The sequence below is a fragment of the Bradyrhizobium sp. F1.4.3 genome (genome assembly GCF_040548375.1).
In the GTDB taxonomy this organism is placed as follows: Bacteria; Pseudomonadota; Alphaproteobacteria; order Rhizobiales; family Xanthobacteraceae; genus Bradyrhizobium.
Genome location: NZ_JBEPRN010000017.1, coordinates 19468 through 32507, shown reverse-complemented (window position 1 = coordinate 32507; position 13040 = coordinate 19468). Strand labels below are relative to the sequence as shown.

Sequence of the window (13040 nt, the reverse complement as noted above, 5' to 3'; positions counted from 1 at the left end):
TCACGCCCGGGACAGCGCCTGGAGACCCTTGAAGGTCAGGCGCTTGGGGTCCGTAACGCCGGCGAGATAGAGCCTGCGGATGAACGCGATGACGGCGTCGCGGTCGCAATCGGTCAGCGCGACGACAGCGTCGACCGCGATCTTCTGGGCTTCCATTGGGCTCACCTCGGCCTTGCGAGTAACCCCGGCCGAGACAGGCTAGGACTCATCCGTTAATTCGGCGTTAACCGTCTGAGCAGCATGGCCGATTCACTCCGGTGGCCGAATACGCAAAACAACGCATTGGCGATGCCCCCGCGACGCTCAGCGCGCGCCGATGCTCTTCTCTTCAGGAGCGCGAAATGCTTCTTCAGCCGGGGCACGGAGCAGCAGCGCGCCACCTGGAGCCACGCGACCACGAGCTTTGCGCTGTTCCTGGCGGCGGCCGCTCACGGCTTCTCCTGGATCTACGCGCACACGGGTGGCGACTATCTCGTCCTGTTCGGCCTCGGCGGCGGCGCCGTGGTGCTGGCACTCGCGATCGATCTCGCCTTCGCGCTCACCATGCGCAAGCAATAGTCGCGACGGCGGCGGCGTTCAGGAATACTGCATCACGCCGTCGTCGATCTTGCCGAAACGCAGGGAGACGATGTCGAGGGCGTAGTTCTGGTGCAGCCGCCACGGCCGTTTCGAGCCCTGCTTTGGCATTTTCGCGACCGAGCGCTGCACGTAGCCCGAGGTGAAATCGAGCGAGGGCTGCGCTGTGACCGTCGCGTCGTCATTGTGCGGCACGCATTGGCGAAAATTGTGCCGGTCCATGTAGTTGATGAGCCGGCAAACATATTCGCAGGTCAGATCGCATTTCAGCGTCCAGGACGCGTTGGTGTAGCCGAAGGCCGAAGCCATGTTCGGCACATCCGCATACATCATGCCCTTGTAGGTCAGGGTCTTTGAAAAATCGACGGCGCGGCCATCGACGCTGACCTCGAGTCCGCCAACGACTTGCAGCACCAGACCGGTGGCCGTGACGACGATATCCGCCTCCAGCGCGCTGCCGTCCTTGAGGCGGATTCCGTTTTGCGTGAACGTATCGATCTCGTTGGTGACGACCGAGGCGCGCTTTTCACGGATCGCCTTGAACAGATCGCCGTCAGGCACGAGGCACAGCCGCTGATCCCAGGGATTGTAGCGCGGGGTGAAATGGGTGGCGACGTCGTAGTCCGGACCGAGCGCCATCTGTACGCCCTTGAGGATCAGGTCCTTGACCTTGGCGGGCTTGCGCCGGCTGAGCTGGAAGAAAAACATCCCCCACATCACGTTGCGCCAGCGGATGACGTGATAGGCAAGCGTGGTCGGCAGGTTGCGGCGCAATTTGTTGGCGACGGGATCCTGCGCCGGCCGCGACACCACATAGGTCGGCGAGCGCTGGAGCATGGTGACCTGCGAGGCCTTTTTCGCAAGCTCCGGCACCAGCGTCACCGCGGTCGCGCCCGAGCCGATCACCACGACGCGCTTTCCCGCGTAGTCGATATCCTCGGTCCATTTCTGCGGATGCACGATGCGCCCTGCGAACTCCGCCGCACCCTTGAACTCCGGCGTATAGCCCTGCTCGTATTTATAGTAGCCGGCGCACATGAACAGGAAATTGCAGGTGAAGCGCGCGAGCTCGGTCGCACCCTCGCCCGTCATGCGCTCGGCCTCGACGGTCCAGCGCGCCTCAGACGTCGACCACGCCGCGCGCTTGACGCGATGGTGGAAACGGATGTGCTTCTCGATGCCGTTCTCGGCCGCGGTCTCGCGCACATAGTCGAGGATCTGCGCGCCGTCGGCAATCGCCTTCGGATCAGTCCACGGCTTGAAGGAATAGCCGAGCGTGAACATGTCGCTGTCGGAGCGGATGCCGGGATAGCGGAACAGATCCCAGGTACCGCCGATGCAGTCGCGCCCCTCGAGAATGACGTAGCTCTTGGTCGGGCACTTCTGCTGCAAATGATAGCCCGCGCCGATGCCGGACAGGCCGGCACCGACGATCAGCACGTCGAAATGTTCTTGTTGCATGGTTTCCTCCGCCAAGGAGGATTGTCCGACTGGGAAGACCGCCCGTCAACTGGCAATCGACCCCTGATACAACCGCAAGGAGACGCGCACGCCGCCATCAAAACAACGAAGCCCCGGATCGCTCCGGGGCTTCGCGTCGATGATCAGTCAGATCAGTGGATCAGTACCGGTAATGGTCCGACTTGTACGGGCCTTCCTGCTTGACGCCGATGTAGTCGGCCTGGTCCTTGCGCAGCTCGGTGAGCTTGACGCCGATCTTGGCGAGGTGCAGGCGCGCGACCTTTTCGTCGAGCGACTTCGGCAGCACGTAGACTTCCTTCTTGTACTTGCCGTCCTTGTTGTTGGCGAAAAGCTCGATCTGCGCCAGCGTCTGGTTGGTAAAGGACGCCGACATCACGAAGGAGGGATGGCCCATCGCGTTACCGAGGTTCACGAGGCGGCCTTCCGACAGCATGATGATGCGGTGCTTGTCGGGGAATTCGATCTCGTCGACCTGCGGCTTGATGTTGGTCCACTTCAGGTTACGCAGACCCGCGATCTGGATCTCGTTGTCGAAGTGACCGATGTTGCAGACGATGGCCCGGTCCTTCATCGCGCGCATGTGCTCGATGGTGATGATGTCCTTGTTGCCGGTCGCGGTGACGAAGATGTCGGCGCGCGGCGCGGCGTCTTCCATGGTCACGACTTCGTAGCCTTCCATCGCCGCCTGCAGCGCGCAGATCGGATCGACTTCCGACACCATGACGCGGCAGCCGGCCTGGCGCAGCGAGGCGGCCGAACCCTTGCCGACGTCGCCGAAGCCCGCAACCATCGCGACCTTGCCGGACATCATCACGTCGGTGCCGCGGCGGATGCCGTCGACCAGCGATTCACGGCAGCCATAGAGGTTGTCGAATTTCGACTTGGTGACGCTGTCGTTGACGTTGATGGCCGGCCACAGCAGCGTGCCGGCCTTCTGCATGTCATAGAGACGGTGCACGCCCGTGGTGGTCTCTTCGGAAACGCCCTTGATGCTCCTGGCGATCTCGGCGAAGTAGCCCTTCGGCTTTTCCTTGAGCTGCTTCTTCAGAAGCGCGAAGAAGACTTCCTCTTCTTCCGAACCCGGCTTGTCCAGGAACTTGGTGTCGCCGTTCTCGGCGCGCAGACCGAGATGGACGTACATGGTGGCGTCACCGCCATCATCGAGGATCATGTTCGGGTGACCGCCGCCGTGCCAGTCGAACAGCTTGGCGGTGTAGTCCCAGTATTCGGTAAGGCTCTCACCCTTGACCGCGAACACCGGAATGCCGGCGGCGGCGATCGCGGCGGCGGCGTGATCCTGCGTCGAATAGATGTTGCAGGAGACCCAGCGAATGTCAGCGCCGAGCGCTGCCAGCGTCTCGATCAGCACCCCGGTCTGGATCGTCATGTGCAGCGAGCCCGCGATGCGCGCGCCCTTCAGCGGCTGCTTCGGGCCATACTCTTCGCGGGTGGCCATCAGGCCGGGCATCTCGGTCTCGGCCAGCGAGAGCTCCTTGCGGCCGAAATCGGCGAGCGACATGTCCTTGACGATGTAATCGGTGAAGCCGGGCTTCGCGTTCATAGGAGGTTCCTGTTCGTTTGACTCGTCATTCCGGAGCGCTCGTGAAACGAACGAATCCGGAATCCGATGGTTCGAGATTCCGGGTTCGCCGCTGTCGCGGCGCCCCAGAATGACGCAAGAAAACTAGAGCGCGCGCTTGAGCGGCTCAACCAGGTCGGTCTTCTCCCAGGAGAAGCCGCCCTCGTTGTCGGGCGTGCGGCCGAAATGGCCGTAGGCGGAGGTGCGCGCGTAGATCGGGCGGTTCAGATCGAGATGGCTGCGAATGCCGCGCGGGGTGAGGTCCATCGCCTTGGCGGCGGCCTTCTCGAGCTGATCCTCCGACACCTTACCGGTGCCGTGGGTATCGATGTAGATCGACAGCGGACGCGCCACGCCGATCGCGTAGGCGAGCTGCAGCGTGCAGCGGTCGGCGAGGCCTGCCGCGACGATGTTCTTGGCGACGTAGCGCGCGGCGTAAGCCGCCGAGCGGTCGACCTTGGTCGGATCCTTGCCGGAGAACGCGCCGCCGCCATGCGGGGCTGCGCCACCATAGGTGTCGACGATGATCTTGCGGCCGGTCAGGCCGGAGTCACCATCGGGACCGCCGATGTAGAACTTGCCGGTCGGGTTGATGTGCCAGATGGTCTTCGGCGTGATCCAGTCCTCCGGCAGCGCCTCGCGCACATAGGGCTCGACGATGTCGCGGATCTGGCTGGAGGAGATGTCCTCGACGAGGTGCTGGTGCGACACCACGATCTCGCGCACGCCGACCGGCTTGCCGTTCTCGTACTGCACGGTGACCTGGCTCTTGGAGTCCGGACCCAAGACCTTCTCGCGGCCGGAGTGGCGCGCCTCAGAAATGAGACGCAGGATCTTGTGGGCATAGAAGATCGGCGCCGGCATCAGGTCGGGCGTCTCGTTGGTGGCGTAACCGAACATGATGCCCTGGTCGCCCGCACCTTCTTCCTTGACCTCACCCGGCTGAAGCGCATCGACGCCCTGGGCGATGTCGGCCGACTGCGGATGCAGGAGGATCTCGATGTCGCAGGTCTTCCAGTGGAAGCCGTCCTGCTCGTATCCGATGTCTTTGATCGCGTTGCGGACAACGCCTTCGATCTGCTCGTTGGTGACGGATGCGGGACCGCGGGTCTCGCCCGCGATCACCACCTTGTTGGTGGTCGCGAGCGTCTCGCACGCGGCGCGAATAGCCCAAGGATCGATGCCGGCTTTCGGCCCTTCGCGATAGAACAGATCGACGATCTCATCGGAGATCCGGTCGCAAACCTTGTCGGGATGGCCCTCGGACACGGACTCGCTGGTGAAGAGATAGGACGCGCGCATCAGTAACCCCTTGTTCCGCCCCATTGAGCGGTCGTTTGCGATGTTTACCTTTGGATTATGTCAATCGCGCCGGCGCGAGATGACGTAGGATTCGTCAAGAAACCAGAGCCCGTTGTACTTTCGCAGCACGTCCCTGGCGGCATCCAGAGTGCGGCCGTTTTGAGTCATATCCGCCAACCGGTCGTCCTCAATCTGAGCGACATACACCGCCGCATTCCACGCTGCAAAGGCCGTCGAGGTTCCGATCGTGCCGGTCACCTCGTTGGGCAGAGCTTCCATATCATACCTGAAGATCGAGCGGTTATCCGCATAAACATTAAAATTTAGATCGCGTCCCAACGATCCGAGCTCATACTTAACTGCGCGCAATAGCTCATGGCGGCTGACGGCGAAAGGATTTTCTCCAGGCCAGATCGCCTGGATCATTTCCATGCCCGGATCCTGGCCGTGGGAGTGAATTCCGATCAGGCGGCCGCCTGGCCGCAAGGCCCGCGCCAGAGGTGCAATGATCCGCTTTGCCCTGAAATTGACTGAGGACAGGGCGCGGTATGGCTGGGATGCAATGACGAGGTCGAAATTGGCCTCGGTCTGGCCCGGCCGGGGAATGGTCGAATCCAGCAGGAACCTTTGGTCCTCGCGGTACAGCACCAGCACGACCGGCCGCTCGTACAATGGCATGCCCGTGCGTGGACTGATGGCCGCGCGCCAGTTCTGCTCCAGGAACGGCTTCAGCTCAGCAATCTGCGCCTCGAAGTCGCCGGACGAGGCGCCCCTTAGCGGCACATCGTGCCAGACGGTGGCGGCAGCGGCCGCAGGCGACGCCGGCGTGAGCCAGGGCGCCTCGGCGTAGAGCATGTTGGTGAAGACGAACACCGAGGCCGGGTGCTCAAACAGACGGTCCGGTACCTTCTCCAGCGTCAGGCGAACGTCCTCGAGGCTCAGCTCCTTGCCGGCGACATAGAACGGCATGTGCGGGAAGCGCTGATGCATCGACCGCAGCACGCGCGCCAGCACCGTGCCGTCGCCGACACCGGCGTCGAACACGCGCAGCGCCGGCGGGCGCGGATGGATGCTGGCGAGCTCGAGCGCCACGCGCTCGGCGACCACGCGCTTCTCGCTGCAGGTGTGCACGAACAGCAGATATTTCTGCCGGTTCTCGAAGAAACGGAAATTGCCGCGCGGATCGCGCTTTTCCGGCGGCACCTGAAGTCCCCGCGGCTGCGGCAGGCCACCGGTCGATGCGGCCATATAGGCCTGGATCCGGTCCAGCGTGTCGATGGTGATGCGCTTGCCCTCGCGCAGGCGGTGCACCAGCTTCCCATCGTTCACCGCGCGCCGGCCAAAGGTCGATTCCGCCATGTCCGCCTTGCGGCAGAACTCGGTGATTTGGCTCAGGATTTCGTCGTTTTTCATCGGTGGGACAGGAGTGGGCAGAGGAATTGGGGACAGCCTCTTAGCAAATTCTGCCCACTGGGGATATAGGGGACTGAATTCCCTCCCCTGCTGCGTTCGCGATGACGGCGGTGATGAACCCCGGCGCAACCCCGAGCAACAAACAAGCGCTTCTTCTCTGAGGCGCAAGTCGCATTGGTCTATTATGCCGGCCATGGCGTGCAGGTCGACGGCCGCAACTATCTCATTCCAGTCGACGTCGAGCTCAAGCCGGGCGCGAGCATGACGGAGGCGATGATCGACATGGAGACGATCATGGCCGGCCTCGATGACCAGGTCCGCACCAACATTTTGATCTTCGATGCCTGCCGCAACAATCCGATGGCGCAACAGGTCGCCGCCGCCGGCACCAATCGCGGCATCGAGGGCGCCTCGGGCCTCGCCGCGCCAACGATCCTGGGCGCCGGCGCGACGCTCAGCGCCGGTACGCTGATCGCGTTCGCCACAGCACCGGGCCAGGTCGCGCTCGACGGCGAAGGCGCCAACTCGCCGTTCTCCGCGGCCCTCTCCCGTCACCTCGGCACACCGGGGCTGGAGGTGCAGCAGATGCTGACGCGGGTGCGGGCCGAGGTGGTCTCGACCACGAAGAACAAGCAGGTGCCGTGGTCGAACTCGTCGCTGCTGGGTGAGGTCTATCTGGCGGAGAAGTGAGATAGTCTCGTGCCCCGGACGCGGCGCAGCGCTTCTTCAGCGGTGCGCTGCAGAGCCGGGGCCCATATCATTGACGAACAAATCTAGCGGCATGGATCCCGGCTCTGCGCAGCAACGCAAGAGCGTTGCGGCGCGTCCGGGACACAAGCGAGGCTAGCTGCGCGTCAGTTGCCCCACACTTCCTTGGCGATCTCGACCGCGAGGCCGAGCTTGGCCCACTGCTCTTCCTCGGAGAGGATGTTGCCTTCCTCGGTCGAGGCGAAGCCGCATTGCGGGGACAGCGCGAGCTGCTCCAGCGGCACGAACTTGGCGGCTTCTTCCAGACGACGCTTGATGTCGTCCCTCTTCTCGAGCTCGCCGAACTTCGAGGTGATGACGCCGACCACGACGACCTTGTTGCCCTTGGGCAGGAAGCGCAGCGGCTCGAAGCCGCCGGCGCGGTCGCTGTCGTATTCCAGGAAGTAGCCGTCGTAATTGGTGCCGGCGAGCATGGTCTCGGCGACCGGCTCGTAGCCGCCCGAGGAGATCCAGGTCGAGCGGAAATTGCCGCGGCAGACATGGGTCGTCACCACCATATCAGCCGGCTTCTCGGCCAGCGCGTAGTTGATGATGCGCGCATAGATCTGCTGGAGGCCGTCCGGATTGTCGCCGCGCTCGCGCGCCTTCTGCAATTCGTCCGGCGAGCAGAGATAGGCCCACACGGTGTCGTCGAACTGGAGATAGCGGCAGCCGGCATCGTAGAAGGCCTTCACGGCCTTGCGGTAGGTCTTGCCGAGATCCTCGTAGAAGGCGTCGAGATCGGGATAGATGTCCTTGGAGATCGCCTGGCGCCCGCCGCGGAAGTGCAGCACCGCCGGCGACGGGATGGTCATCTTGGCGGTGACGTGGGCCTGGTCGGTGTACTTCTTCAGGAAGCGGAAGTGATCCAGCATCGGGTGGTTGTCGGGGAAGTCGAGCTTGCCGATCACGCGGACCGCGTCGTGACGGGTCTGCACGCCCGCGAACTGGATGCCGGTGTCGGGGTGGAACAGCTCGCAGCCGGTCAGCTTCGCCAGGAAATCGAAATGCCACCAGGAGCGACGGAACTCGCCGTCGGTCGCAAGCTTCAGGCCGACCGAGGCCTGCTTGTGCACGACCTTCTCGATCTCCATGTCCTCGATCTTGCGCAGATCGTCGGCCGAGATCTCGCCCTTCTCGAGCCTAGCGCGGGCTTCCTTGATCTTGGCGGGACGCAGGAGGCTGCCGACCTCGTCGGCGCGGAAGGGGGCTTTGGTTCGCTGCATTTCTTGTCTCTCCCGAAATTCTAGTGGGCCGCCGCCCCTGCGACGCCGAGATGGCGCTCCAGGACCGATGGGTCGGCCTTCAGCGCGGCGCTCGGGGCGTCGTGGACGATCGTTCCGCGCTCCAATATCACAACACGGTCGGCGAGCCCCAGAATCTTTTGCGCATTCTGCTCGACAATGATCGAGCAGATGCCGCCGGCCCGGGTGATGGTCCCGATCGCCTTCAGAAGCTCCTCGACGATGATGGGGGCAAGTCCCTCCGTCGGCTCGTCCAGCAGCAGGACCTTCGGGTTGAGGGTGAGCGCGCGGCCGATCGCCAGCATCTGCTGCTCGCCGCCGGAGAGCTGGTTGCCAAAGTTGCTCCGCCGTTCCTTCAGCCGCGGAAACATCTCGTAGACCCGCTCGACGGTCCAGGGGCCGGGCTGCGCCACCGCGGTCATGTTTTCTTCCACAGTCAGCGAGCGGAAGATGTTGCGCTCCTGCGGCACCCAACCGATGCCGGCGCGGGCTCGCTGGTCGGGCCGCAAGGTCGTGACATCGCTGCCGGCAAGCGCGACCGAGCCGGAGAAGCGGCGGGTGACCCCGACGACGGAATTGATCAAGGTCGTCTTGCCGGTGCCGTTGCGCCCCAGCAGCGCCAGCACCTGGCCCTCGGCGAGGCGCAGGGACATGTTCGGCAGCACGACCGCCTCGCCATAGCCGGCGCGAAGTGAGTCAATTGCGAGCAGGTCAGACATTGACCGCCTCCTCGCCGAGATAGACCGCCTTGACCTGCGGATCGCGCGCGACCTGGTCGGGTGGCCCTTCGGTGAGCAGCGCGCCCGAGACCAGCACCGAGATGCGGTCGGCGAAGGAGAACACGAGGTCCATGTCGTGCTCGATCAGCAGCACGGTGACGTCGCGTGGCAGGCCGCCTACGACGGCGAGAATATCATGGCGCTCGCTCTCGGGTACGCCGGCCGCGGGCTCGTCCAGCAGCAGCACGCGTGGCTTGGCGGCGATCGCGACCGCGATCTCGAGCAGGCGCTGCTTGCCGTAAGGCAGCGTCACGGTCTGTTCGTTCATGACGTCGAGCAGATGGAAGCGCGCGAGGAGACCGGCGATCTCGTCGTTGACGTCGTTGCGCGTTCCCATCCGCCGCCACCAGTCGCCACCATGGCCGAGGCGTTCGGAGACGGCGAGGCCAATGGTCTCGAGCGGCGTCAGGTCCGGATAGAGCTGGTTGATCTGGAAGGTGCGCGACAGGCCGCGCAGCACGCGCTTGTGCACCGGAAGATCAGTGATGTCCTGGCCTTCGAGCAGGATGCGGCCCGAGTTCGGCTTGAGCACGCCCGTGAGCTGGTTGATCACCGTAGTCTTGCCAGCGCCGTTCGGGCCGATCAGCGCGTGGCGGGCGCCCTGCTCGATCTTCAGGGAGAGGTCGCGGGTGACGCGCAGGCCGCCGAACTGCTTTTCGAGATTCTGGGTTTCGAGCGCGATGGTCATGCGTCGCTCTCCGGCACCGCGACGACGGCCTTGCGCCCGGCAATCTGCTTGATCACGAGGTTCGGCACGTACAGCACCCAGCGATGCAGGCGCTGACGGCCGACCAGCACGATCACGACCAGCACGAGGCCGATCCAGAACTGCCAATATTGCGGGGTGATGGTGGAGAACAATTCCTGGAGCAAGCGGAACAGCACCGCGCCGATCAGCCCGCCATAGAGATAGCCGGTGCCGCCGATGACCAGCACCAGCATCAGGTCGGCGGAGCGATCGAAGGCGAACACGTCGAGGGACGCGATCGCGGTGGTCTGGGTGAACAGCGCTCCCGCGATGCCGGCATAGAACGCCGCGAGCGTGTAGATCGCGATCAGCCGGCGGTTGACGGGAATACCGATGGCGGCAGCGCGCAGCGGATTGTTCTTGATCGCGCGCAGCGACAGGCCGAACGGCGAATGCACGACGCGGCGGGCGAACAGGAACAGCAGGAACAGCACCGCCAGCGAATAGAAGAAGCCGGTCTTGCCGAACATGTCGAACGGGATCTCGCCGAAGATCGGCGGCATCTCGATGCCTTGCAGGCCGTCGGTGCCGCCGGTGATGTTGGAGAAGCGTTCAGCAAGCGCTTCGAGCAGCAACGCGATGCCGAGCGTCACCATCAGCCGGGTCAGGTCGACGCCGCGGATCACCAGGAAGCTCGTAGCGAAGCCGAGCACCATCGCGGCCAACCCTGCGACGATCAGTGCGAGCACGGGCTCGTTGATGATGCCGTGCAGCGCAAGCAATCCCGCGGCGTAGGCGCCGACGCCGAAGAAGGCGGCGTGGCCGAGCGAGACGATGCCGGCGTAGCCGAGGATGAGATCCAGCGACATCGCAAACAGCGCCAGCCGCAGGATGTCGGTCATGATCAGATAGCGCGTGGGAAATGCGAAGCCGCAGGCCAGCACGACGAGCCAGAAGGCGACCTCGCCGTAGTGCCAGCGCGCCTGGCGCTGGGCGTGATAACCGACGTCGGAAGAAGCGTTCATCGGCGAACTCAACGCGCAGCCGTGCGGCCGAACAGGCCATTCGGGCGCCAGATCAGGATCACGATCATCATGGTGTAGATCACGAAGGGGCCCATCTTCGGCACGTAATATTTGCCGGCGACGTCACCGATGCCGAGCAGGAGAGAGGCCAGGAACGGCCCGGTGATCGAGGACGAGCCGCCGACCGTGACCACGATCAGGAAGTAGATCATGAATTTCAGCGGGAAATACGGATCGAGGCCGAGGATCTCGGCGCTCAGCGCGCCGCCGAGGCCGGCGAGCCCGCAACCGAATGCAAACGTGAAGGCGAACACCTGCGGCACGTTGATGCCGAGGCCGCTCGCGGCGCGGGGATCATCGACCGCGGCGCGCAGCCGGCTGCCGAAGCGGGTCTTGGCCAGCACCATCTGGAGCGCGATCGTGAGCAGCCCGCAGATCACGATGATCATCAGCCGGTAGCGGCCGATGCCGACGCCGAACAGGTCGAACTGGCCCTGGAGCGCGGCCGGCAGATTGATGAAGACCCGCGACGAGCCCTGGATGTAGTCGACGGCCGCGACCGACATGAAGGTGAGACCGATGGTGAACAGCACCTGGTCGAGATGACTGCGGGCGTAGAGGTGGCGATAAAGCAGGCGTTCGAGCACGATGCCGATTGCGGCGGCGGAGACGAAGGCGAGTGGCAGCGCGGCAAAGAACGGCCAGCCCATCCGGTTGACCAGCACCATGCAGACATAGCCGCCGGCCATGGCGAAGGCGCCATGGGCGAGATTGACGAAGTTCATCAGACCGAGCGTGACCGCGAGCCCGCAGGCCAGCACGAACAGCAGCATGCCGTAGGCAACGCCATCGAACAGGTTGGTGAGGATGGAGGTCATCGTCTCCGCTTAGGATTGCTCGTCATGGCCGGGCTTGACCCGGCCATCCACGTTCCTGGTTGGCTCTCGCGTGGATGCCCGGGTCAAGCCCGGGCATGACGCAGAGGAGCAGTTTAGCAGCCCCGGGATGACGCGCGTTCGCGCGCGTCACTTCTTGGTCTTGCCGAGATCCTTGACGGCCTCGAAGGTCTGGAACTCGACATTGTAGAGCTCGCCGTCGACCTTCTCGACCTTGCGGATGTAGATGTTCTGCACGATGTCGCGGGTCTCGGGGTCGATCGAGATCGGGCCGCGCGGGCTCTCCCACTTCTGGCCCTTCATGGCCTCGATCAACTTGGTGCCGTCGGTGTCGCCATTGGTCTTCTTCAGCGCCTCGTAGATCAGGTGGATGCCGTCATAGCCGCTCACCGCCATGAAGCCCGGACGGCTGCCATAGGCCTTCTTGTAAGCCGCGACGAAGTCCTTGTTCATCTGCGAAGGATGCGCTGCCGAATAAAGATGTGCGGTGACCGTGCCGAGCACCGCATCGCCCATGTTGTTGAGGAGATCGTCGTCGGTGACGTCGCCCGGTCCGATCACCTTGATGCCGGCCTTGTCGAGGCCGCGCTCGGCATACTGCTTCATGAAGTTGCCGCCCTGGCCGGCCGGCACGAATACGAAGATCGCATCGGGCTTTGCATCCTTCATGCGCTGGAGGAAGGGCGCGAAATCGGGGTTGGCGAGCGGCGTCTTGACCTCTTCGACCACCTCGCCGCCGCCCGCGGTGAAATGCTCCTTGAAGAAGTTGAGCGCGTCATTGCCCGGCGCGTAGTCCGAGGTCAGCGTCGCCACCTTCTTGATGCCGTTCTTCACCGCCCAGTCGCCGATGATGGTCGAGGATTGCGCCAGCGTGAAGCTGGTGCGCACGATATAGGGCGAGCGCTCGGTGATGATCGAGGTGCCGGCCGCCATCACGACTTCCGGGATCTTGGCTTGGGTTGCCAGCGGCGCGGCCGCGAGCGCGGCCGGCGTCACGCCGAAGCCGGCAATGAAATTGACCTTGTCATTGACGATCAATTCCTGTGCGGCGGTCTTGGTCTTGTCCGGAATCGCAGCGTCGTCCTTGAGGATGATCTCGACCTTCTTGCCGGCGACGGTGTCGCCCTTCTGCTGCATATAGAGCTTGATCGCGTTCTCGATCTGCTTGCCGGTCGAGGCCTGGCCGCCGGTCATCGGCAGGATCAGGCCGACCTTGACAGTGTCCTCGGCGTTCGCCGGCGCGACGGCCACCAGGCCCGCGATCGCCGCCATCGCGGCCCAAGAAAACTGTTTGCGTTCGAACATCAGA

General features: G+C 63.9%; 12 protein-coding genes and 1 pseudogene. 2 read left to right on the top strand and 11 right to left on the bottom strand.

Annotated elements, in window-relative coordinates:
• Positions 1 to 156, bottom strand: a complete 156-nt coding sequence (locus ABIB73_RS30590; RefSeq protein ID WP_014493894.1) for a hypothetical protein — start codon at positions 154 to 156, stop codon at positions 1 to 3.
• A 132-nt stretch (positions 157 to 288) separates the two neighbouring features.
• Here ABIB73_RS30590 and ABIB73_RS30585 point away from each other — a divergent pair, with 132 nt between their 5' ends.
• On the top strand, positions 289 to 558 hold the full coding sequence (locus ABIB73_RS30585) for a YbfB/YjiJ family MFS transporter (protein WP_502918469.1): 270 nt from the start codon (positions 289 to 291) through the stop codon (positions 556 to 558).
• A gap of 18 nt (positions 559 to 576) precedes the next feature.
• On the opposite strand, the gene ABIB73_RS30580 is transcribed toward ABIB73_RS30585, so the two are convergent.
• The 4 genes from ABIB73_RS30580 to ABIB73_RS30565 form a co-directional block, all read right to left on the bottom strand.
• Entirely contained in the window at positions 577 to 2037 is a 1461-nt protein-coding gene (locus ABIB73_RS30580; protein WP_354230158.1) for a flavin-containing monooxygenase, read from the bottom strand.
• 160 nt (positions 2038 to 2197) lie between these two features.
• The gene (gene ahcY, locus ABIB73_RS30575; RefSeq protein WP_354230156.1) at positions 2198 to 3619 is read right to left on the bottom strand and encodes an adenosylhomocysteinase; all 1422 of its coding nucleotides are present in this window, start codon (positions 3617 to 3619) and stop codon (positions 2198 to 2200) included.
• Positions 3620 to 3742: 123 nt separating this feature from the next.
• The gene (metK, locus tag ABIB73_RS30570; protein ID WP_354230154.1) at positions 3743 to 4939 is read right to left on the bottom strand and encodes a methionine adenosyltransferase; all 1197 of its coding nucleotides are present in this window, start codon (positions 4937 to 4939) and stop codon (positions 3743 to 3745) included.
• Between the two features lie 60 nt (positions 4940 to 4999).
• Positions 5000 to 6352, bottom strand: a complete 1353-nt coding sequence (locus ABIB73_RS30565) for a hypothetical protein (protein ID WP_354230311.1) — start codon at positions 6350 to 6352, stop codon at positions 5000 to 5002.
• A gap of 156 nt (positions 6353 to 6508) precedes the next feature.
• Here ABIB73_RS30565 and ABIB73_RS30560 point away from each other — a divergent pair.
• Positions 6509 to 7042, top strand: a pseudogene (locus ABIB73_RS30560) (caspase family protein); the annotation flags it as partial.
• 164 nt (positions 7043 to 7206) lie between these two features.
• Here the strand turns inward: ABIB73_RS30560 and ABIB73_RS30555 are convergent.
• The 6 genes from ABIB73_RS30555 to ABIB73_RS30530 form a co-directional block, all read right to left on the bottom strand.
• Positions 7207 to 8325 (bottom strand): cobalamin-independent methionine synthase II family protein, encoded by a 1119-nt coding sequence (locus ABIB73_RS30555; protein WP_354230152.1) that lies wholly within the window; start codon positions 8323 to 8325, stop codon positions 7207 to 7209.
• Positions 8326 to 8345: 20 nt separating this feature from the next.
• The gene (locus ABIB73_RS30550; protein WP_354230150.1) at positions 8346 to 9062 is read right to left on the bottom strand and encodes an ABC transporter ATP-binding protein; all 717 of its coding nucleotides are present in this window, start codon (positions 9060 to 9062) and stop codon (positions 8346 to 8348) included.
• Positions 9055 to 9810: an ABC transporter ATP-binding protein gene (locus ABIB73_RS30545; protein ID WP_354230148.1), complete on the bottom strand. Its 756-nt coding sequence runs from the start codon at positions 9808 to 9810 to the stop codon at positions 9055 to 9057. The genes ABIB73_RS30550 and ABIB73_RS30545 overlap by 8 nt, the downstream gene beginning before the upstream one ends.
• Positions 9807 to 10835: a branched-chain amino acid ABC transporter permease gene (locus ABIB73_RS30540; RefSeq protein WP_354230146.1), complete on the bottom strand. Its 1029-nt coding sequence runs from the start codon at positions 10833 to 10835 to the stop codon at positions 9807 to 9809. The genes ABIB73_RS30545 and ABIB73_RS30540 overlap by 4 nt, the downstream gene beginning before the upstream one ends.
• Before the next feature lie 8 nt (positions 10836 to 10843).
• Positions 10844 to 11713: a branched-chain amino acid ABC transporter permease gene (locus ABIB73_RS30535; RefSeq protein ID WP_045001484.1), complete on the bottom strand. Its 870-nt coding sequence runs from the start codon at positions 11711 to 11713 to the stop codon at positions 10844 to 10846.
• Between the two features lie 147 nt (positions 11714 to 11860).
• The gene (locus ABIB73_RS30530) at positions 11861 to 13036 is read right to left on the bottom strand and encodes an ABC transporter substrate-binding protein (RefSeq protein WP_354230144.1); all 1176 of its coding nucleotides are present in this window, start codon (positions 13034 to 13036) and stop codon (positions 11861 to 11863) included.
• Between the last annotated feature and the right edge of the window lie 4 nt (positions 13037 to 13040).

Coding starts and splice junctions, on each gene's coding strand:
- ABIB73_RS30530 (WP_354230144.1), bottom strand. CDS start 13,036: ATGTTCGAACGCAAACAGTTTTCTTGGGCCGCGATGGCGGCGATCGCG.
- ABIB73_RS30565 (WP_354230311.1), bottom strand. CDS start 6,352: ATGAAAAACGACGAAATCCTGAGCCAAATCACCGAGTTCTGCCGCAAG.
- ABIB73_RS30550 (WP_354230150.1), bottom strand. CDS start 9,062: ATGTCTGACCTGCTCGCAATTGACTCACTTCGCGCCGGCTATGGCGAG.
- ABIB73_RS30590 (WP_014493894.1), bottom strand. CDS start 156: ATGGAAGCCCAGAAGATCGCGGTCGACGCTGTCGTCGCGCTGACCGAT.
- ahcY (WP_354230156.1), bottom strand. CDS start 3,619: ATGAACGCGAAGCCCGGCTTCACCGATTACATCGTCAAGGACATGTCG.
- ABIB73_RS30540 (WP_354230146.1), bottom strand. CDS start 10,835: ATGAACGCTTCTTCCGACGTCGGTTATCACGCCCAGCGCCAGGCGCGC.
- ABIB73_RS30585 (WP_502918469.1), top strand. CDS start 289: ATGCCCCCGCGACGCTCAGCGCGCGCCGATGCTCTTCTCTTCAGGAGC.
- ABIB73_RS30535 (WP_045001484.1), bottom strand. CDS start 11,713: ATGACCTCCATCCTCACCAACCTGTTCGATGGCGTTGCCTACGGCATG.
- ABIB73_RS30555 (WP_354230152.1), bottom strand. CDS start 8,325: ATGCAGCGAACCAAAGCCCCCTTCCGCGCCGACGAGGTCGGCAGCCTC.
- metK (WP_354230154.1), bottom strand. CDS start 4,939: ATGCGCGCGTCCTATCTCTTCACCAGCGAGTCCGTGTCCGAGGGCCAT.
- ABIB73_RS30580 (WP_354230158.1), bottom strand. CDS start 2,037: ATGCAACAAGAACATTTCGACGTGCTGATCGTCGGTGCCGGCCTGTCC.
- ABIB73_RS30545 (WP_354230148.1), bottom strand. CDS start 9,810: ATGACCATCGCGCTCGAAACCCAGAATCTCGAAAAGCAGTTCGGCGGC.